Source organism: Affinundibacterium amnicola, assembly GCF_014284275.1.
Lineage (GTDB): Bacteria > Pseudomonadota > Gammaproteobacteria > Burkholderiales > Burkholderiaceae_D > Undibacterium > Undibacterium amnicola.
Window position 1 is genome coordinate 1 of the sequence record NZ_JACOFU010000008.1, and the last position, 20,205, is coordinate 20,205.

Below are 20,205 nucleotides of genomic sequence, written 5' to 3' on the forward strand. Positions count from 1 at the left end.
GTAAGGCATGCCGCCAGCGTTCAATCTGAGCCAGGATCAAACTCTTCAGTTTAATCTCTGTTACTTGTTTCCATTTCTGGAATTCGTTCTTTCGAACGAGTCGCTCACTCAAAATACTGACAGTTGCAATAATGATTACTCACTATCGCGTCTTATCTTTACTTCTTGTGAACATTTGATATTTTTTAAGCTTCCTAACTACCGAAGTAGCTAGTCGCTTCATTATCAAGTGCCCACATTTATTGACTGTTAATTGTTAAAGATCTTATTCTTTTCTACTCAAACTCACCCAGAGGATTTTGTTTTTGCTACGAAGCGTTGTGTTCGTCAGCAGCAGAGAAATGAGATTATGCAGCACTTCTTTATTTCCGTCAACCCCCTGTTTTATATTTCATTTAAATCGCTTCTTACTCTCTCGATTTAAACACCAGGAAAATCAACGCATTACCGCTTGCACTTCTCTTTGTTTCAGCACCGCATTTCTGCGGGAGGCGAACTATAGCAAAGCAAAAGGCATCTAGCAAGTCTATTTGCCAGATGCCTTTCTTATTTGCATCATCCTTAGTTCAGCCAAGTTAAGCTTAATAACTAGCTGTCTAAAATTTCATAACGGGAACAGAGTCACTTCTAGGCTGATTTAGGTGCGTCCACGACGTCAGCAGATTTTAATAAAGATTGAACTGCTCTTTCAAACAAAGGTTCAGTCTCTAAAAATTTTACTCGACCATGAGCGATCATTCGGCGGAACATCCGCACACTCAACATAGATGGCTGCTCTTGTCCGTCCAAAGTCAAAATGACATTCGTTAGAGCCGGATCGATCCAATTGAGCTTGCCTTGACTAGGTTCACCACCCAAATTAATTTCTACTGAGACACCGGTTTTTAATTGTTCCATTACGAGATCAACTCCGCCGTCCTTCACAGGCGAAATGTCTTCAGTACTTTCTTTCGGCAACTCTTGTACATACACTTGATCCAATAACTGGACTTTCTGATCCAATTCTTTAATCGCTTTATCAAGGAATTGATTGACATCCGACCTATCAGGCTTTTCAAGGACAGCAAAATTCTGCAGGTCTGGATCAGCAAAGAAACTATTAAAGTGTTGATGTATAGCCGACAAAGATGGCTGCTTTTGTATCGTGCCAGAATGATTCAAGCGCATCGATTTGGTATGCGCATCCACCAGCCAATTCATCAATCCTTCTTGCAATGTTGGATTGCACTGAATACTCGTCATGCCTTCTTTGAGCGTTCTAAGGATAATTGGCAACAATGCCAATAATTGAGTACGCTCCTCTTCATTCGACTTAGGAATAATACTCCATAGCAGATCTGGCACAAGTAGTCGCAGTCGATGCGCAAGCTTAGGATCTTCTCTATCGGCCAATTCAAGTGCGTAGACCCATACAGTTTCAAAGAAATTTTGCAAGTAAGGATCGATCGTCAATCCCAACAAAGCTTCATGCAATTGGGCTGAAGTATGTGCGAAACGCAAAGTACGGTTGCGAATTTGCTCAGCGCCTTCGATCGCGCTTTCGGTTTTTGCATCACTTGCACGTAGCTCTTGCGCAATAAATGCATCGAACTCGTCGAGCATCTGCGAGAAAATATCTGGATTTTCGCTCTCGTCTTGCAAAATAATTTCAACGATACGACAAATCTCTTTGGTGATCTCAACACCGCTAGGATCAAGTTGTTTTAATCCCAGAGAAATAGATCCAATACGATTAACCAATAATCGTGCAGGATGTCCCTTCTGAGTTAACAGCGTATTGTCTTTCAGCGCTAGCTTGAGAACTAAAAACTGCAAACGCCCCAGTTGCGCACGAATTTCAGCAGGGACTTGAGTATCGCGCAAGATGAATTCGAACAACATTGCAACAATATCGATCGTCATCTTCTCGTCGATATTTGAGGCCAACTGATTTAATGCACTTCTCTGCTCCAGAATCAGATTGCGCAAGCCACCCCGTCCATCGAACATTTGCTCACCAGATGGTGTGTATGTTTTCTGAAAGCTCGGGATTGAGTTTGATAAATGCCCACGTCCTGGAGAAATATTGGCCGCATTGCCAACTGAAGGGGATGCGCCAATCGACGAGGAAAAATGATCAGTATCTCCACTAATACCTGATTGCGCTTGTGATTGTCCCGCTACGCTGTTTGCATCACTGGCTTGAAAGGTATTCTCCTGATTTCCAGAAGTTTGTCCCCCACCAAAAAAGCCACGAATTGCATCACTAACTGCCTCTCCACTTTTTAACCAAGAAAATGGACCGTTTGAAGCTGGTTCTTGACTATCATCAGTTTGCCATTGCTGCGTCGAACTTGGCTCAGCATTGCTATCCGCCATTGACGATGATGTGTTTCTCGTACTCGTCATTAAATTGCTCGCACGATGCATCGCTGAACTAAAAAACTGTTCAATTTGCGAACCACGCCGAGGCTTGGGTCTGGCGACCCCGCCACCATCCATCGCATTTGTTACTGGATTTGTACTAGACAATTCATCAGCCGGGTTAATTGTCTCCTCATCGTCATGGTCTGTCGCACTTGCACTATTTTGCATGACGGGAGATTTACGAATTTTTAGCTGTAGCTGGGCGGCAATACCGTTCTGCGCCAGATAATTATTCACCGAGGCATAAATAGTTGGCACGAATCCCAAAAAATTTTCTGAGATACGGTCGATCAAAATATCGAACAAAGCTGGATTAATATCGAGTCGTTCGATTGTGTTGGAAATGCACCGTGAGAATAAATAAGGACGGAACGGATTTTCCCGTTCATTTGTAATTTCTTGCTCGAAAATCAGTGCAATCCGAATATTCAGATCACGGAGCTGATCGGCGGCCTCACTGCGAAATCGACTAGTGATTTCTTCCATGCGCAAACCGCCTTCAAAAGCGGTTGGATCAATCAACGTCAGATTATCAGTATTGAAATTAGCACTTGGGCGATAAGTGCTATAGGTAGTTTGGAAACTACGCGCCAACAAATGCTCCATCCCATTTGTAAGCTGCTCAATAACATGCGAACCTTGCTCAACCAAAACAGTGCGCGCGTCCAGCAGTCGCCCCTGTTCCAAAGAGGAATAAGTGTCATCTGCTTTAACGAAGCAGTCTTCAATGCACCGAGGCAAGGTGCGTTGCATTGCCTCGGTGAAGCTGCGCATAAATTCAGCGCGAGCATTCGTCAATAGCACATTCGGATCCATACTTCCCTTAATCACGCAGCCTCCCAACATGAGAAATTTTCTGGCGCAAAACTAAACCGCCTTCTTCTTCCTGACAACTGCTTTTTTGACTGGTGCCTCAGTATCAGCACTGGCAACCTTTGCTTTTGCTGCAGATTTGGCTGGCGCTTTTGCTTTACGCTCTTCAAACTCAAAGCTGGTTTTACCATCTTTGCCGCGAACCAAGAATGCTTTGAACGGGCGACGAGTCCGTTGAGAAACAAATCCTGGCAACAAGTCAGTTTTACCTTCGACCAGTAGTTTACGCATTTGTTCTGGCACAATTTCTTGCTGCAAAATGATGCGTCCACTTCTAAAATCACAGGCTTTTGGTTTCGCTACCGTTTTTTCACACACATAGGCGAGGCCTAATTCGTACACATTGCTGCCACATTTTGGACATGCTCCGAGCACCTCAGCCTGAGAAAAATCATGATCTTCCCCTTCATCACCTTCGTCTTGATTCTGTCCGAAATCAAACTCCAACTTCAAATTCTTGATCTCTTCATCACGTACAATTTTCAGAATCGCAGCAAACGGGCGTCCCATTTTGGACCGGAAGCCCTGTAGAGGTCCGATCTCACGCTTCTGCAACAGCTCTTCAACTTCTGCGATTTCAAACTGCCGACTACCCGGCGTTTTACTCATGGAGAATTCACATTTTGTACAAGCGAAACGACGATAGTTTTCTTTCACAACACCGCCACAATTCGGACAAGGTGTGTGCAATGTCGCGTAGTCGCCCGGAATCGTGTCGTTATTAAATTCTTTTGCACGCTTGACGATGATCTGAGTCATTTGTGCAATTTCACGCATAAACTCTTCACGCGTAATTTTGCCACGCTCCATCTGCGCTAATTTATTTTCCCACTCTCCGGTTAACTCTGGTGATGTCAATTCATCGACACCTAAACCGCGTAACAAGGTCATCAATTGAAACGCTTTGGCGGTTGGAATTAGCTCACGACCTTCGCGCAGTAAATATTTCTCATAGAGAAGACCTTCAATAATGGCCGCGCGCGTTGCTGGAGTGCCCAAACCTTTGCCAGACATCGCTTCACGCAATTCCTCATCATCAATGAGTTTTCCTGCACCTTCCATCGCTGATAACAAGGTCGCTTCTGAATAACGAGCAGGTGGTTTCGTCACCAGCCCATTAGAGAAGACTTTTTCGGTTTTGACTTTTTCGCCTTTGGCAACTGCTACCAGATTCCCTTTATTTTCTGGATCGGTTTCGTCCTGGGCTTCTTTTCCATAAATTGCCAACCAGCCAGGATTAGTCATGACCTTACCTTCGGTCTTAAACTGATGTCCTGAAACTTCGGTCATGCGGGTTGTTACCTGATATTCAGCAGCAGGGAAAAACACCGCCATGAAACGACGCGTCACCAAGTCATAAAGCTTTTGTTCAGGCTCTGACAAGTTTTTTGGTAAGTGCCCTGTTGGGATAATCGCAAAGTGATCACTAATTTTAGTGTTATCGAAGATGCGCTTATTTGGCTTAATCCAGTTGTTATTCAAAATCTTCGCAGCAAATTGCTGGAAGTTATTGATCTCACTAATCTTGCTAACAGTTTCTTTCACCGTAGGCAAATAATCCTCAGGTAAATGACGTGAATCAGTACGAGGATAAGTTAATACCTTATGCTTTTCATATAATGCTTGCGCCAGACCTAGGGTATTTTTGGCTGAAAAACCAAACTTAGAGTTGGCTTCCCTCTGCAAACTAGTTAAGTCGAACAATGCAGGCGCAATTTGCGTTGCTGGTTTGGACTCTTCGGTTACATTGCCTTGCTTGTTGCGGCAAGCTGCTACGATAGATTCCGCTGCTGCTTTACTCCACAATCTTTCGGCTTTTCGCTCGGGGTCGGTCTCATCTTTCTTAAACTGATGATCTAACCAACGTCCCTCATAAATTCCAGCGGCACACACAAATTCGGCGCGCACTTCCCAAAAATCACGAGAAATGAAGTTCTTAATTTTCTCTTCGCGCTCAACAACAATCGACAATGTAGGCGTTTGCACCCGACCGACCGTGGTCAAATAAAAGCCTCCTTCTTTCGAGTTAAACGCGGTCATAGCGCGTGTGCCATTGATACCGATCAGCCAATCAGCCTCGGAACGGCAACGCGCGGCATCGGCAAGCGGCAACATTTCTTCATCGCTACGTAATTTTTTAAACCCACTACGAATCGCATCCGCAGTCATCGATTGCAGCCATAAGCGTTTAACTGGTTGCTTTGCTTTCGCATGCTGGGCAATTAGACGAAAAATCAACTCACCTTCGCGGCCCGCGTCACATGCGTTAATCAGAGCAGAAACATCTTTACGCTTAATGAGTTTATTCAACACTTTAAGACGCGACTCAGTCTTGGCAATAGGATTCAAGGCGAAATGCGGTGGGATCATCGGCAAATGTGCAAATGTCCATTTACCACGTTTTACATCGTATTCTTCGGGAACTGCGATTTCCAATAAATGACCGACCGCCGAGGACAAGACATAGTCATCAGATTCAAAATAATCGTCGTGTTTGGTGAACCCACCCAAGGTCTTTGCGATGTCATTCGCAACCGAGGGCTTCTCGGCGATGATGAGGGTTTTAGTCATAGTGGGTTTAATTTTTTATAATTTGTGCGGTTGATTGCAACTTAGAAACGATACTGGCGCCATCCTTGCCATATAAAACAAGGGAAATGCTATATATCAGCGGGGAATAATAAACGGAATGAATCAGCTACGGCAATAGAGACACTATATTTGCCACAAATAAAGAATAAATTATGTTAAAAATCAATGCAAAAGCGGGTGTCTCTGCTCATCATCACTTAATAAGAACTCATCAAACATGAGCATTTCCGACTCACGCCCTTGGCTCCAAAGTATCATTAAAACAATTATTTTAAACTTTGACAAAGACAAGCTTTGGTCATGAACTGCCATTGCACGCTCAATAACAATCTCACGTTGCTGCGCATCTAACATTTTAGTGTTTTGCAAATAATATAAGTAACCAAGAGCCTCACTACCCAGCATGGCATTTTCTTCTTCAGTGAAAACTCTAAAGCCCGCGCTATCGGATAAATCCGAGGAACTTAATTGCTCGCCAATTTCGATCTCTGCCAAATGGTTCGTGGTATCAGCCAGACCTCTTAACCAATCAAGGGCAGCGATAATTTCTTCATCATCGAATCCAACCGAAGACAATTTTTTCGCTAAAGCAATCGAATCGGGACAGGTATCCGGCCTGTAATAAGTTTCGTAAAGATAAACTAAAATATCAAACATACACGTCAATCATAATAATAATCAAGGAATACTCATAAACAAATACCAATAAACCCTTAGCGATGAGATGAGTTCATCGCTAACGTCGACTTTAGGTCGCACTTAAGCGCTGAATCAAGCCGCTTGGTAAGGTTTCTATATATCCCTGCAATTCAAGCTCTAATAATTGTGCGGACAAATCCGTCACATTCTCTCCGCACCGCGATAGCAGTGCATCAATATGCACCGGATCATACCCGATAATCGAAAGCAGCTTGTTCGCTGGCTCTTTCAAGCTTGGGGTTTCAACCAAGAATGTCGATTGACAGGCCGAAGCCGCGAAACGAACTTCATCTAAAATATCCTGGGCAGATTCAACCAGCTTTGCGCCTTGCTTAATTAACTGATGACATCCTTTCGCTAAGGGTGAGTGAATTGATCCAGGTATTGCAAACACATCGCGCCCTTGCTCAGCTGCCATTCTCGCGGTAATTAGCGAACCTGATTGTGCAGCGGCTTCAATCACCAGAACGCCCTGCGCCAAACCTGAAATAATACGATTTCGCCTTGGGAAATTCCCCGCAATAGCAGGCATTCCCAACGGATACTCACTCAACAAACACCCATTTTCAACGATCTGATGCGCCAACTGTCGATTGCGTGCAGGATAAACAATATCCGCGCCAGTACCAATCACCGCGATAGTCGATCCCTTGCCACGCAATGCGCCAGCATGCGCAGCTGCATCAATCCCCGCTGCCAGTCCAGAACTAATACATAGTCCGGCATGACTTAAATTCTCAGAGAATTTTTCGGCGTTTAAGACCCCTTGCGCGGTTGCATTACGACTTCCAACGACAGCAATTGTTGGGGCATCAAGCAGATCCAAGCGCCCTTTTACGTACAGTAACAAAGGTGGATCAGGAATGCTTAATAAACTAGGGGGAAAACGCGCATCTGCCAAACTCAGCAGAAAATTTCCGGGCAGTTCCAGCCAATCTTGGGTCAGATTGATCTGAGAACGCATGGCATCATCAGGGTCCTGCAGCAAAGCACGTGCTGATTTCGCAGAAATATACTCGGTCAAAAGTTCGAATTCGGTCGAGAAAATTTGCGATGGCAATCCAAACACGCTCAATAATTTGCGCGCCGTCTCGTTCCCAATGCCCTTGGTAAGAGACAAGCGCAGCCAATCATACAAATCTTGTTCCTGCTCGTGTTTGTTTAAATTCAATCTCAATCCACGCTAGAAAAATTTCTTATTTTGCAGGTGTCCGAACGACGTCGCCAACACTGACCACATCCGTTACCTGCATCACCAAGCCATAAGAGATATTGTTAAACACGCGGAAAATAAAAAGCTGTCCGTAGATTTCATCTGGCAAGCGAATTGGTTTTTTATCATTAGTACGATCAGGGATAATCTTGCCGTAGCGACCCAGCTCTAGCACCGTACCAATATCTATACCTGAACTGGAACCACGATTAATACTAATAATATTGTTCTGTCCTGCAAAACTCACACCACCGTAGACAGCAACAACGCGTGCAGTAATGTCTTTTTCAGGGGCATGCGGCACATAATTAATAATCGGTGTCGGTGGAATTGGCACTAAACGGTCACCAATACCCATTTCTTCTTTAGAACTGACAACAGAAAACGAATCAACACCATCTGCGGTTTTTGCCGTACGCTCTAATTTTACAGCGCCAATATAAACGGCTTCATAACCAATAATCGCCTTAGTATCCGGGTCTTTCAGCGCAATCCCGGGTCGGAATACTTGAAATGATGTGCCGCTTTTAAGATCACCCTTGACATAAATTTTGTCGCCTTTGCCCATGTAGACACGCCCTTCTGGCGCAGCAACAATTCGCGGAGCATTGGCGAATTCATCTTTCTCGATGATTAAAGGTTGGGATAAATAAGGTTCAATCAAATTATTCGGAATTGCTGAGATCGCGTCCATACCGCTACTCGAGACATTCCGAATCTGTGGGCTTAACTTGGTAACTCCAGTCGCACCGTCGCCCAAAGGATTAGCTAAGCGCAAACGTCCATTGACTCGATCGAAATAAACAATCTGCTTAGGATAAATCCAATGTGGATTGCGAATTTCATCTTTGTTCATACCCCAAACTTCAGGCCAGCACCATGGATTGCGCAAGAATCGGCCAGAGATTCCCCATAGGGTGTCACCTTTAACGACGACATGCTTGTCAGGTGCATCTGGCAAAAATGTACATTTACTACTCAATGCTGGTGGCTGAGTACTTCCTGTCTCTTGCGCAAATACAGGTAGACAAACCGCGACAGGAAAGGCAAAAGCGAGGGCGATTGTGCTAAACTTTTTCATGAAATTTTCCGATGCAGATAACTGATTCTAGGGAATGGCGGCTCACAAACGATCGCTGAGATAGAACTGATTTCATTTCAACGACAGATCAGCTCTTGCCAAACTTACCAAATTGAATCAAATTCTGCCCATAAATCCTTGAACTAGCAAGAGAAACCGCATTCTAGCGTCTCTGGCTTGTTGTGAATTGTCTTATGTCGATACTAAATATTCTCCGTTATCCTGATCCCCGCTTACACAAAATTGCTAAGCCTGTCACAGTTTTTGATGCACGCTTGAAGCAACTCGCTGCCGATATGGCGGAAACCATGTACGACGCTCCCGGCGTTGGTTTGGCTGCTTCGCAAGTTGATGTACATGAACAACTCGTCGTCATTGACACCTCGGAAGATAGCTCCCAACTGCAGGTTTTCATCAATCCTGAAATTATTTGGGAGAGTGAAGAACGCAAAGTGTATGACGAAGGTTGCTTGTCAGTGCCCGGCATCTACGATGGCGTTGAGCGCCCTGCTGAGGTTAAAGTACGCGCGCTTGATCTTGAAGGCAATTCTTTTGAATTACACGCGGACGGCTTGCTAGCCGTTTGCATTCAACATGAAATGGATCATTTAAAAGGCAAGGTCTTCGTTGAATATCTATCGCCACTCAAGCGCAACCGCATCAAGACCAAGATGCTTAAAGAAGAACGTGATATGAACAAAAAGGCTGGTCGTCGATGAAAGTGATTTTTGCCGGCACACCTGAATTTGCCGCAACCGCGCTCAAAGCCATCATTGATGCTGGCTTTGAAGTGCCCTTGGTGTTGACACAACCAGATCGACCAGCAGGACGCGGCATGCAATTGCAGGCGTCAGCGGTCAAACAATTGGCTCTGACACATCAAATCCCAGTAGCGCAGCCTGTCTCTCTGCGCTTAGATGGCAAATATCCAGAAGTCGCGCAAGAGGCACATGAACTGCTACGCAATACGCCGCATGACATCATGGTTGTAGCCGCTTATGGTCTGATTTTGCCGTTATCTTGTCTGAGCATTCCACGCTTGGGCTGTATCAATATTCATGGTTCCTTGCTACCACGTTGGCGTGGTGCTGCGCCTATCCATCGCGCGATTGAAGCTGGCGATACAGAAACAGGTATCACGATCATGCAAATGGAAGAAGGATTGGATACCGGGCCAATGTTGATGCGCCGTGCAATCAGCATCGGTGCACATGACACGACCGCCGCCTTACATGACCAGCTAGCCACATTGGGCGGTGAAATGGTAGTAGAAACCTTGCAGCAATTAGCAATCGCGCCATTGACAGCGACAACGCAGCCAGGCGAGGGAGTCTGTTATGCCGCCAAAATTAGCAAGGAAGAAGCCGCAATTGACTTCAGTATTAGTGCGCAGGTAATTGATAGAAAAATCCGCGCATTCAATCCCTTTCCGGCCGCACATGCCAACATCGATGGCACGACCATCAAATTCTGGCGTGCTGAAGTTGCCAATGGCGACAGTAAGTTATCAAGTGGCAGCATCATCGAAGCCTCTGGTCAGCAAGGGATTTTGATTTCCTGTGACAATGGCAAATCAGTCTTGCGGGTACTTGAACTGCAAAAACCCGGTGGTAAGCGTCTACCTGCACAAGATTTCTTACAAGGCTTTCCACTGAAAGCTGGGCAAGTATTTCATTCATAAGCGTTAACTTCACAGCTCTTGCAAAGACAGATCGCAGATCTGAGCAAGAACTGTCACATTTACATCATGTAAAACACTTACAATAGCCACCAATACCAGAGTACAGGCAAGGCTATGAACAAAGAACGCTTACAGTATGGTTCCGATCAATCGGGACTGATTTGTGGATATCTATTTACCGGTCAGGATGCAGGTAAGGCTTTGCATTCGACAGAGGTATTAGATTTTCTTAGTCAGGTGCGGGCACTGGAGCCATCACATTTTCTTTGGCTGCATTTCAATCTAGCAAATGCCTCTACCGAAAAATGGTTACGCGAACACAGTCATTCGCCCGAAGAGTTCTATGAAACCTTACATCAGGGTTCACGCTCAACTCGGATTGAACACGCCGATCAGCACCTAATTGCCGTCGTCAATGATGTGCTGCATGACTTCAGCTTCGATCCTTCAGAAATTGCTACATTGTGGCTCAATGTCAGTCGCGACGTCATGATCAGCGCTCGTCGTAAGCCACTCAAGTCGGTTGATCATTTACGTAATGCGGTAAACGCGGGAGAGATTTTCCATTCACCGATGGAATTACTCACGCACTTACTGCGCGATCAAGCCGATGTATTGACAGGCATCGTCAGGGATGCGACTACAAAAATTGACGAAGTCGAAGACCACCTGTTGGCTGAACGATTAAGCCGGAAACGCGCGAACCTTGGCGAACTTCGTCGCTTACTGGTGCGCCTGCAGCGCCTATTAGCGCCAGAGCCAGCGGCACTGTTTCGTCTGCTGCAAAAACCACCAGCGTGGATGGCTGACAATGATGTACATGAATTGCGACAATCGACCGAGGAATTTTCTGTCGTTTTAAGTGATATGGCATCACTGCAAGAGCGCATTAAATTACTGCAGGAAGAAATTGCCGCGCATGTCGGCGAGCAAAATAATCGCTCTTTATTTGTCTTAACCATCGTGACCGTGCTCGCACTACCGATCAATATCACTGCTGGCTTAATGGGCATGAATGTTGGCGGCATTCCGTGGGCGCAAAATGACAGCGGATTTTGGATTGTCGTCGCCTTGGTCAGCCTGATCACTGTGGTTGGCGCTTGGATAGCGCGGCACTTTAAGAATAAAGATTAGTGTTCATATCAAACATACCAAATCAATTTATTAAATAAACTTTTTAGTTTACTTAATAAGAAAATTCAACTATTCTCCTGCTATTCATTTTGATTGATGTTATGCATGAAAACTCCATTATTAATCGCTGCTGCTTGCCTGCTCGCCCTCCTTTCTACCGTAGGTGCAGCGCTACCGTATCCTATTTTGCCACCGCTATTTGCCGCCGATGCCGCAAATGATTTAAATCATTTTTTAGGATTACCACCAAAATTATTGTTCGGTATTGCGCTCAGCATTAACCCACTCGGGTTGCTGATAGGTTCAACTTTGCTAGGGCCCTTGTCCGATCGTTTTGGCCGTCGCCCAATTTTGCTAGCAAGTGCTGTCGGCGCTGCGGTTGGTCATGCGATCACCGCTTGGGCTTTGGTACAGCAGTCCTACCCTTTATTTATCGTTGCGCGCTTTATTACAGGTCTGCTGGAAGGGAATGCGCCAGTAGCGCGAGCTATGTTGGCTGACCGACTTGAGGGTGATCTACGTGTGCAAGCCCTATCTTGGCTCAATGGCGCAATTTACACTGGCTGGCTAGCAGGTCCATTATTGGCGGGGCTCACTTTAGGCTGGGGGATCACCGTGCCATTTTGGATCGCCGTGATTGCCTTACTATTGGCGGCGACCTTGATTGCCATCGCTTTGCCACGCGAAACACCATCCACCCTCACCACATCTTGGCTACAAGTCGCACGCAAGAAACACGCCTTTCATTTACTGCGCACACCAAGCTTGCGGCAACTATTCATCATTCAGTTGGCCTACACCTGTGGCGTCACAGCATTTTATGAGTTCTATCCATTATGGTTGGTGGAATTTGCAGGCTATCACTCAAAAGGAATCGCTTGGATGACGGCCGCTTTATGCGGCGTGATGACCTTGTCGTCTTTAGTTGCAGGTCGTCCTAGTCAATTAATGCCATTGGAGCGAGTTCGTTTTCACGCTTACTTCGCCGCAGCGGCGATCGCAATTGTAGGACTCGGTAACGCATGGCTAGGATTGGCAGCGATTATCCTGTTTGGCTTTCCCAATGCTTTTTATAATGCGCTTTTACCGAGCTGGTGTGCCGAGCGTTTTGGACATCATGGGCAAGGCGCCGTTATGGGTTTAATCTCGACCACTTTTTGTTTGGCAAACATCATCATGGCGATCATCGGCTCCGTGTTAACTTTGATTGATACGCGCTTAATCCTTTTGTTAGGGGCAGTGATGAGTACTTGGGCAGCATGGCGCATAGGACATTGGCAACGAGAATTAGCTGAACTTGATAGCAGAAAAATGGAAGCTGTATGAATACCGCAGAACGTATTTTATTTTTACTCAAAACACGTGGTCCACAAACTGCGCAGGAACTTGCCGATCAGTTAGAGCTCAGCTCTATGGGGGCGCGCAAACATCTGGAAAGCTGGTTAGAAAAAGGCTTGGTGACATTCGAAGATAGCGCGGAAAAACAAGGGCGTCCATGCAGACGTTGGCACTTAAATGAGGCTGGGCATGCGCGCTTCCCTGATCGACATGGTGAATTGACTGTGCAAGTGTTGCAGCAAGTACGTCAGCTTTTCGGGGACCAAGGCATCCATCAAATCATCAGCGCCCGCGAATCAGAAACATTACATTGCTATACACAAGCGACGAGTAAACTCAAAACCCTGAAAGCCAAACTCAAAGTCTTAACAGAAATTCGCACCCAAGAAGGCTATATGGCAGAGTTATTGCCACACGAAGAAGGTGGATTCTTACTCATAGAAAATCACTGTCCCATCTGCGCCGCGGCTAAAGAATGTCAACAATTTTGCAAATCAGAACTCGCTATCTTCCAAAAAAGTTTGGGCGAATCCTGTGTAGTTGAACGCACAGAACATCTACAAAGTGGCGCCCGCCGTTGTGCGTATTGGGTCAAGTCGGTTTAGAGACGCACTTCAGGCAAAACACTTATTTCGATAGCAAATCTTGCGTTGATTTTCCTTGCTGCGCCAATAAGGCATCCAAGGCAGGCATCAGCGGCCCCAGAGTTTCTTGCAACATACTGCGTACCGTATCGACCACCACTTGCGTTTGTCTTTCAATCTCAATATTCAATGCGTCACCGACTTTTTTCTGCCCGAATACCGTCATGCGCAAGGTTTCTGGAATTAACCAGACCTCAAACCAATGTTCTGTGCGATTGACTTCGGCAATCGTCAAGCTAGCGCCATTGATGGCGATATAACCCTTCGCAAAAATATAGCGCATCCATTCTTCAGGTACAGCGATGCGCAGTACATAGTTATTTTCCAACTGACGAATTTGCGCGAGCTTGGCGACAAAATCAACATGTCCCGATAAAGGATGCCCACCAATTTCCGCACCATCTTTGGCCGCACGCTCCACATTCACGGCCGCATTTTCCGCATAAGCACCGAGCGTGGTAATCGCCAAAGTTTGCTGCATGATGTCGAATTCAGCAGCATTCTCAAAGAGTTTGGTGACAGTCAAGCACACTCCATCGGTCGCTACGCTAGCACCGATCTCCAATTGATGATCAAAGCCGGGAGGGAATGCAAGCTGTATCGTCCGCAATCCAGTTTGATCTTGGATTTTTTTGATCGTGGCAACGCCTTGTACAATTCCTGTAAACATAGTGTGTTATTCGCTTGATTAATTCAAATTGGGATTGCCAGATTTCTTCATCTCGGCAAGTGGCGCAAACATTTCGTGCGTCATGTTCACGAAATGATCGCGCAGCCATTTATGTGCAGGATTACGGGCATCGCGCTCATGCCACAACATATCAACGTGGACATCAGGTGTTTCAAACGGTAATTCTTTCCATACCAAAGCATCACTCATCCCTGTGGACGCAATGAAGTGGAAGGGTAAGACAGTTAACAAATCTGAATTCGCCACGACTTTACCACCAGTAAAGAACTGATTCACTGTCAATAAAATGCGTCGCTCACGCCCCATTTTCAGCAACTCATCGTCGATCAAGCCATGCGCACGGCCAGAAAAACTCACGAGACAATGATTTGCTGCGCAATATGCGTCCAGTGTTAATTCTTGATCGGCAAGCGGATGGCTTTTACTCATCACACACACATAATGACCAGAATACAAACGCTCGTGCCGGATCGGGCTACGTGCTGCGCCCTGTCCACCGGATAATTGCGCTACCACGCCGGGGAAAAATCCTACTGCGATATCGATGTCGCCTTGCGTGAGCAAAGGTCGCGGTTCGCGCGTGGTGAGTGGCACCATACGGGCATTCATATGCGGTGCTTCGCGCTCAAAGGCTGTGATCAACGTTGGCATCCACAAGGCAGCAGTAGAATCAGCCATCGCCATTCTGAAAGTCGCGACTGCTTTGGATGGATCAAAACTACTAGGAGCAATTGCCGCCTCTAAAGTCGATAAAGCCTCGCGGATTGAAGGCCACAAAATCTCGGCACGCGGTGTTGGCTTTACGCCATAAGCCGTACGAATCAGAAGTTCGTCGTTTAAAGAGTAACGTAAGCGCTTAATCGCATTTGACACTGCGGGTTGGGTCATCGCCAATTTGTCAGCGGCGCGGGTCAAATTTTGCTCGACCATGACGGTATCAAATACGCGCAATAGATTGAGATCTAAGGTCAGAAAATTCATCAGCAGCCTTTCCGCTTATGCAATGGAGATAAAGATTATCCCAGATTTAGGCAAAATTTTGCAATGCACAAAAAAAGCGTGATTCAGTCGAAACCAAATCACGCTTTTTCTTAAAACGAAAAACGATTACGCTAAACGACTCGCCAATGTCGCTTTAGTCGCTTCCAAAGCAGCTGGCAAACGGTACTTCAGTTTATCGAACAATTCTGTATGCAATTCCAATTCCGCTTTCCACGCATCTTTATCAATCGACGTGATCAAATCAAATTGTTCAGAAGTGAAGCTCAAACCATCCCAAGTCAAATCTTCATATTTCGGGCTAATACCGAAGATGTTTTCTGTGCCAGTTGTAGCGCCGTCAATGCGCTCCAACATCCATTTTAAGACACGCATATTGTCACCAAAACCCGGCCACACGAATTTGCCGTTGGCATCGGTACGAAACCAATTGACGCAATAAATATTCGGTTGCTTTGCACCGAGTGCAGCGATCTTCTCGCCCATATTCAACCAATGTTGGAAATAGTCGCTCATGTTGTAACCCATGAACGGCAACATCGCGAATGGATCGCGGCGCACCACACCTTGTTGACCAACTGCCGCTGCCGTAGTTTCAGAGCCCATAGTCGCTGCCATGTAAACGCCTTCTACCCAATTGCGCGCTTCTGTTACCAATGGCACCGTGGTGGAGCGACGACCACCGAAAATGAAAGCAGAAATTGGCACGCCAGCTGGATCATCCCAAGCTGAATCAAGCACCGGATTTTGCGTAGCTGCAACGGTGAAGCGTGCGTTTGGATGCGCTGCTTTACGACCAGTTTCTTTGGCGATTTCTGGCGACCAATCTTTACCTTGCCAATCAATAACATGCGCTGGCGCTTCTTTGGTCATGCCTTCCCACCAAACATCGCCATCATCGGTCAATGCAACGTTGGTGAAAATTGTATTCGCAGTCAACGAGGACATGCAGTTAGAATTAGTCGCGGTATTGGTGCCTGGAGCAACGCCGAAATAACCCGCTTCTGGATTGATCGCATACAAACGACCATCTGCACCTGGTTTAATCCAAGCGATATCATCGCCAATCGTGGTGACTTTCCAACCTTTAATTGCTGGAATTAACATCGCAAAATTGGTTTTACCGCAAGCCGATGGGAAAGCTGCAGCGACATAATGTTTCTTACCTTCTGGCGATTCCACACCCAGAATCAACATGTGTTCTGCTAACCAACCTTGATCACGTCCCATGGTCGATGCGATGCGCAGAGCAAAACATTTCTTACCGAGCAAAGCATTGCCGCCGTAGCCTGAACCAAACGACCAAATCTCGCGCGTTTCTGGATAATGCACGATGTATTTCGTGCTATTGCATGGCCAAGCAACGTCTTGCTGACCAGCTGCTAACGGTGCACCAACGGTGTGTACGCAAGGAACGAAATCACCATCCGTACCCAACACATCAAATACCGCCTTACCCATGCGCGTCATGATACGCATGTTCACAGCAACATAAGGAGAATCAGACAATTCCACGCCGATGTGGGCGATTGGCGAACCCAGTGGGCCCATCGAGAACGGCACTACATACATCGTGCGACCTTGCATGCATCCATCGAACAAAGGATTTAAAGTCGCACGCATTTCTGCTGGTGCCATCCAGTTATTGGTTGGACCTGCATCTTCTTGTTTTTCAGAGCAGATATAAGTACGGTCTTCGACCCGCGCCACATCAGACGGATCAGAACAAGCAAGATAACTATTTGGGCGTTTCGCCTCATTCAATTTCTTCATGGTGCCAGCCACCACCATTTGGCCGCACAGACGGTCATACTCTTCCTGCGTACCATCGCACCAATAAACGTTTGCTGGCTTGGTCAAAGCGACCATTTCAGTAACCCAATTGATGAGTTTTTGGTGCTTGACGTGTGCAGGCACATTGATTGCCGTGACACCTTGCATGCTAGGTTGATTCATAATAAATACTCCAATGCCATTTCAATAAAAAAATCGGTGTAGCGGCACGGCAAGAACGGCTATTGAGGCAAGTAAAATAAGTAACTGGTATTATTCTGGTTATACTTCAGTTCTCAATCGACTGGCACGATAGCGGCATTTTTTGTCGGAATCAGGAAGACAGACAAGATAAAAGGTGAGGGTCTGAGATCCAAGCTTTCGCCCGGTAGATTGCACGGTACGGAAGATTCAAAAAGCTACGTGCAGCGTATTCTACACCGACCTGCGACGGTCTGCTGGATTTTGCGTCACAAACAATGTCAAAATACAATCATTTTTGAAAATATACTTACCTAATCGGCAAAATATCAACAATGAAAATCGCAATCTTAGATGATTATCAAGATGTCGTTCGCGGCCTGCAGTGCTTTTCCATGCTAAATGAACATGACGTTAAAGTCTTTAATAACCGCGCCATTGGTGTCGGCCAGCTATGCATACGGCTTAGCCAATTTGAGGTACTGGTATTAATCAGACAAAGAACAAATATAAACCGTGCATTATTAAGTAAGCTTCCGAAACTGCGCCTCATCTATCAAACAGGTGACTTAACAGACAACATCGACCTTGAAGCAGCTGAAGAATTTGGCGTGAAGGTCATAAGCGGTGAAGGTGATCCACATGCTGTAGCAGAGTTGACATGGGCTCTAATCATGACATCTTCCAGAAAAATTCCCCAATACACCAACTTACTACAAGATTGCGTATGGCAAACGGCTTCCCTTTCACCGAGATTTAATCAACTTGGCCGAAACCTAAAAAACCGACAACTGGGCATCTGGGGCTATGGCAGAATCGGCCAACTCGTCGCCAACTATGCGCGGGCATTTAACATGAAAGTCGTTATCTGGGGAAGTGAGCAAAGCAGAGCCAAAGCAAAGGCTGATGGATTTCATACCTGCTTATCCAAACAAGACTTTTTTGCGACATCCGATATTATTTCCTTGCATCTGCGTTTAGATTCAATCACACGCCACATCGTTCAACTAGAAGATCTGCTTCACATGAAAACAGATGCTTTGCTGGTCAATACCAGTCATGCTGAGTTAATCGAAACAGATGCGCTGACAACAGCACTGGCGCAAGGGCGACCAGGATTTGCGGCGCTTGACGTCTTCGAGCAAGAACCCTTGTCACAGGAATATAGCTTAAGACACAAGGAAAATGTCTTGCTCACACCACATATCGGTCACGTTGAACTAGATAGCTATGAACAAGATTTTTTCTCTGCCTTCAACAGTATTGTGAATTTCTATCAGAATGCAACTCGTTCAACTGACCATCGTATTTAAGCTTGCTTAGCAAAAAAAGCCATAAGCAAAGAAAAAAATCTACATATCGTTTCAACAAAAATATCGGCTAGAATGCCCTTTTCCCTATACCTAAAAAAGCAAAGCAATGAATCTCCAAACTCTCCATCTGTTTCTGAATATCGGTCTTGCTGCGGCTGCCTGCGGCCTTCTATATTGGATGCAAACCAAGCACATCTCTTTTACCAAAAGAGTGTTTGTTGGCTTAATCATTGGCAGCTTACTTGGGGCCTCATTCCAATTGATTTATGGTGCTGGCTCTGCAAGCATTCAAAGCACAAATGCCTATCTGGACATTATTGGTAGCGGCTACGTGAAACTGCTGCAGATGGTAGTTATCCCCCTAATTTTGGTATCAATTATCAGTGCCATCTTAAAATTGAAAGATGTCAGCGCACTAGGAAAAATCAGTACCCTAACGATAGGGACACTCATTGGCACAACGATCATCGCGGCGCTGATTGGCCTTTTAATGGCAAAAGCATATGGATTAACGACTTTAGGACTAAATTACAGCTCCGCTGAGTTTGCACGCGGACAATACCTTGAAGGCACATTGGCGAGTGCCAAAGCGATCACCCTTCCAAGCATGTTGTTGAGCTTTATTCCTGAAAATCCTTTTTTGGATATGACAGGTGCTCGTAAGACATCGACGATCGCAGTCGTGATTTTTGCAATTCTCATTGGGATCGCCGCCACCGGTATCGCAGAAAAGAAAGCAGAAGCATTTAAATCATTTAGCCACTTCATCGAAGTGGCACAAACAATTGTGATGCGTTTAGTGACGATTATTTTGCGCTTAACGCCGTATGGCGTGTTTGCCTTGATAACGCAAGTCGTCGCGAAGTCCAACAAAAACGACATCTTAAACTTGATCAATTTTGTCTTAGCCTCATACAGCGCCATATTTATTATGTTCGGCATTCATCTGGCAATTGTCGCTGCATGTGGTTTGAATCCTAAACGCTATTTACAAAAGATCTTCCCAGTTCTGGTTTTTGCATTCACCTCACGCACTAGCGCTGGCGCAATTCCAATGAGCGTACAAATTCAACATCAACGCTTAGGTACACCAGAAGGCATCGCCAACTTTGCCGCCTCTTTCGGCTCCACCATGGGTCAAAATGGTTGCGCCGGCATTTATCCAGCAATGCTGGCATTTATGATTGCACCTTCAGTAGGAATCGATCCTATGTCAATGTCCTTCATTGCATCCCTAGTGGGAATTATCGCAATCAGTTCAATTGGGATCGCAGGAGTTGGTGGTGGTGCGACGTTTGCGGCCCTAATTGTTTTGTCATCGCTAGACTTACCCGTTGCTTTAGCTGGCTTATTGATTTCTATTGAGCCACTGATTGATATGGGTAGAACTGCATTGAATGTGAGTGGATCAATTACAGCTGGAACTGTGACTAGCCGGGTGCTAGGAGAAACGGATATGTCCAAATTTAATGATGATCAAATGACTTTAGATGTAAACCAAACTTGAGATTCGCACAACGCAGCTTAATTTGCGATGAGACATTGAATCTATACTCACGTCTCATCA

Annotated in this window: 15 protein-coding genes; 7 read left to right on the forward strand and 8 right to left on the reverse strand. The window is 45.7% G+C overall.

Annotated elements, in window-relative coordinates:
* Nucleotides 1-627: 627 nt before the first annotated feature.
* From H8K33_RS16355 to H8K33_RS16375, 5 genes are all read right to left on the reverse strand, one after another.
* The gene (locus H8K33_RS16355) at nucleotides 628-3,252 is read right to left on the reverse strand and encodes a DUF1631 family protein (protein ID WP_186892136.1); all 2,625 of its coding nucleotides are present in this window, start codon (nucleotides 3,250-3,252) and stop codon (nucleotides 628-630) included.
* Nucleotides 3,253-3,273: 21 nt separating this feature from the next.
* Nucleotides 3,274-5,850, reverse strand: a complete 2,577-nt coding sequence (locus tag H8K33_RS16360) for a DNA topoisomerase III (RefSeq protein ID WP_186892137.1) — start codon at nucleotides 5,848-5,850, stop codon at nucleotides 3,274-3,276.
* A gap of 183 nt (nucleotides 5,851-6,033) precedes the next feature.
* Entirely contained in the window at nucleotides 6,034-6,528 is a 495-nt protein-coding gene (locus H8K33_RS16365) for a Smg family protein (RefSeq protein WP_186892138.1), read from the reverse strand.
* A 91-nt stretch (nucleotides 6,529-6,619) separates the two neighbouring features.
* Nucleotides 6,620-7,741, reverse strand: coding sequence for a DNA-processing protein DprA (gene dprA, locus H8K33_RS16370; protein ID WP_186892139.1), 1,122 nt, complete (start codon nucleotides 7,739-7,741; stop codon nucleotides 6,620-6,622).
* A 25-nt stretch (nucleotides 7,742-7,766) separates the two neighbouring features.
* Complete coding sequence (locus H8K33_RS16375) at nucleotides 7,767-8,864, reverse strand: LysM peptidoglycan-binding domain-containing protein (RefSeq protein ID WP_186892140.1); 1,098 nt, start codon at nucleotides 8,862-8,864, stop codon at nucleotides 7,767-7,769.
* A 194-nt stretch (nucleotides 8,865-9,058) separates the two neighbouring features.
* Here H8K33_RS16375 and def point away from each other — a divergent pair, with 194 nt between their 5' ends.
* From def to H8K33_RS16400, 5 genes are all read left to right on the forward strand, one after another.
* The gene (gene def, locus H8K33_RS16380; RefSeq protein WP_186892141.1) at nucleotides 9,059-9,583 is read left to right on the forward strand and encodes a peptide deformylase; all 525 of its coding nucleotides are present in this window, start codon (nucleotides 9,059-9,061) and stop codon (nucleotides 9,581-9,583) included.
* Nucleotides 9,580-10,545 (forward strand): methionyl-tRNA formyltransferase, encoded by a 966-nt coding sequence (gene fmt, locus H8K33_RS16385; protein WP_186892142.1) that lies wholly within the window; start codon nucleotides 9,580-9,582, stop codon nucleotides 10,543-10,545. Before def ends, fmt begins: the two co-directional genes overlap by 4 nt.
* A gap of 114 nt (nucleotides 10,546-10,659) precedes the next feature.
* Nucleotides 10,660-11,679 (forward strand): transporter, encoded by a 1,020-nt coding sequence (locus H8K33_RS16390; RefSeq protein WP_186892143.1) that lies wholly within the window; start codon nucleotides 10,660-10,662, stop codon nucleotides 11,677-11,679.
* 105 nt (nucleotides 11,680-11,784) lie between these two features.
* On the forward strand, nucleotides 11,785-13,005 hold the full coding sequence (locus H8K33_RS16395) for an MFS transporter (RefSeq protein WP_186892144.1): 1,221 nt from the start codon (nucleotides 11,785-11,787) through the stop codon (nucleotides 13,003-13,005).
* The gene (locus H8K33_RS16400; RefSeq protein ID WP_186892145.1) at nucleotides 13,002-13,622 is read left to right on the forward strand and encodes a helix-turn-helix transcriptional regulator; all 621 of its coding nucleotides are present in this window, start codon (nucleotides 13,002-13,004) and stop codon (nucleotides 13,620-13,622) included. Before H8K33_RS16395 ends, H8K33_RS16400 begins: the two co-directional genes overlap by 4 nt.
* Nucleotides 13,623-13,644: 22 nt before the next feature.
* Here the strand turns inward: H8K33_RS16400 and H8K33_RS16405 are convergent, their stop codons facing one another.
* From H8K33_RS16405 to H8K33_RS16415, 3 genes are all read right to left on the reverse strand, one after another.
* Nucleotides 13,645-14,331: a riboflavin synthase subunit alpha gene (locus H8K33_RS16405; RefSeq protein WP_186892146.1), complete on the reverse strand. Its 687-nt coding sequence runs from the start codon at nucleotides 14,329-14,331 to the stop codon at nucleotides 13,645-13,647.
* Between the two features lie 18 nt (nucleotides 14,332-14,349).
* Nucleotides 14,350-15,333, reverse strand: a complete 984-nt coding sequence (locus H8K33_RS16410) for a LysR family transcriptional regulator (protein ID WP_186892147.1) — start codon at nucleotides 15,331-15,333, stop codon at nucleotides 14,350-14,352.
* Nucleotides 15,334-15,459: 126 nt separating this feature from the next.
* Complete coding sequence (locus tag H8K33_RS16415; RefSeq protein WP_186892148.1) at nucleotides 15,460-17,307, reverse strand: phosphoenolpyruvate carboxykinase (GTP); 1,848 nt, start codon at nucleotides 17,305-17,307, stop codon at nucleotides 15,460-15,462.
* A 353-nt stretch (nucleotides 17,308-17,660) separates the two neighbouring features.
* Between H8K33_RS16415 and H8K33_RS16420 the strand changes: the two genes are divergently transcribed.
* Together H8K33_RS16420 and H8K33_RS16425 are read left to right on the forward strand one after the other, a co-directional pair.
* On the forward strand, nucleotides 17,661-18,638 hold the full coding sequence (locus H8K33_RS16420) for a D-2-hydroxyacid dehydrogenase family protein (protein WP_186892149.1): 978 nt from the start codon (nucleotides 17,661-17,663) through the stop codon (nucleotides 18,636-18,638).
* Nucleotides 18,639-18,744: 106 nt separating this feature from the next.
* Complete coding sequence (locus H8K33_RS16425) at nucleotides 18,745-20,145, forward strand: L-cystine transporter (protein ID WP_186892150.1); 1,401 nt, start codon at nucleotides 18,745-18,747, stop codon at nucleotides 20,143-20,145.
* The last annotated feature ends 60 nt before the right edge of the window (nucleotides 20,146-20,205 follow it).

Bases quoted from the DNA above. Each gene is read 5' to 3' on its own strand.
- H8K33_RS16355 (WP_186892136.1), bottom strand. From the start codon at position 3,252: ATGTTGGGAGGCTGCGTGATTAAGGGAAGTATGGATCCGAATGTGCTA.
- H8K33_RS16360 (WP_186892137.1), bottom strand. From the start codon at position 5,850: ATGACTAAAACCCTCATCATCGCCGAGAAGCCCTCGGTTGCGAATGAC.
- H8K33_RS16365 (WP_186892138.1), bottom strand. From the start codon at position 6,528: ATGTTTGATATTTTAGTTTATCTTTACGAAACTTATTACAGGCCGGAT.
- H8K33_RS16375 (WP_186892140.1), bottom strand. From the start codon at position 8,864: ATGAAAAAGTTTAGCACAATCGCCCTCGCTTTTGCCTTTCCTGTCGCG.
- def (WP_186892141.1), top strand. From the start codon at position 9,059: ATGTCGATACTAAATATTCTCCGTTATCCTGATCCCCGCTTACACAAA.
- fmt (WP_186892142.1), top strand. From the start codon at position 9,580: ATGAAAGTGATTTTTGCCGGCACACCTGAATTTGCCGCAACCGCGCTC.
- H8K33_RS16390 (WP_186892143.1), top strand. From the start codon at position 10,660: ATGAACAAAGAACGCTTACAGTATGGTTCCGATCAATCGGGACTGATT.
- H8K33_RS16395 (WP_186892144.1), top strand. From the start codon at position 11,785: ATGAAAACTCCATTATTAATCGCTGCTGCTTGCCTGCTCGCCCTCCTT.
- H8K33_RS16400 (WP_186892145.1), top strand. From the start codon at position 13,002: ATGAATACCGCAGAACGTATTTTATTTTTACTCAAAACACGTGGTCCA.
- H8K33_RS16405 (WP_186892146.1), bottom strand. From the start codon at position 14,331: ATGTTTACAGGAATTGTACAAGGCGTTGCCACGATCAAAAAAATCCAA.
- H8K33_RS16410 (WP_186892147.1), bottom strand. From the start codon at position 15,333: ATGAATTTTCTGACCTTAGATCTCAATCTATTGCGCGTATTTGATACC.
- H8K33_RS16415 (WP_186892148.1), bottom strand. From the start codon at position 17,307: ATGAATCAACCTAGCATGCAAGGTGTCACGGCAATCAATGTGCCTGCA.
- H8K33_RS16420 (WP_186892149.1), top strand. From the start codon at position 17,661: ATGAAAATCGCAATCTTAGATGATTATCAAGATGTCGTTCGCGGCCTG.
- H8K33_RS16425 (WP_186892150.1), top strand. From the start codon at position 18,745: ATGAATCTCCAAACTCTCCATCTGTTTCTGAATATCGGTCTTGCTGCG.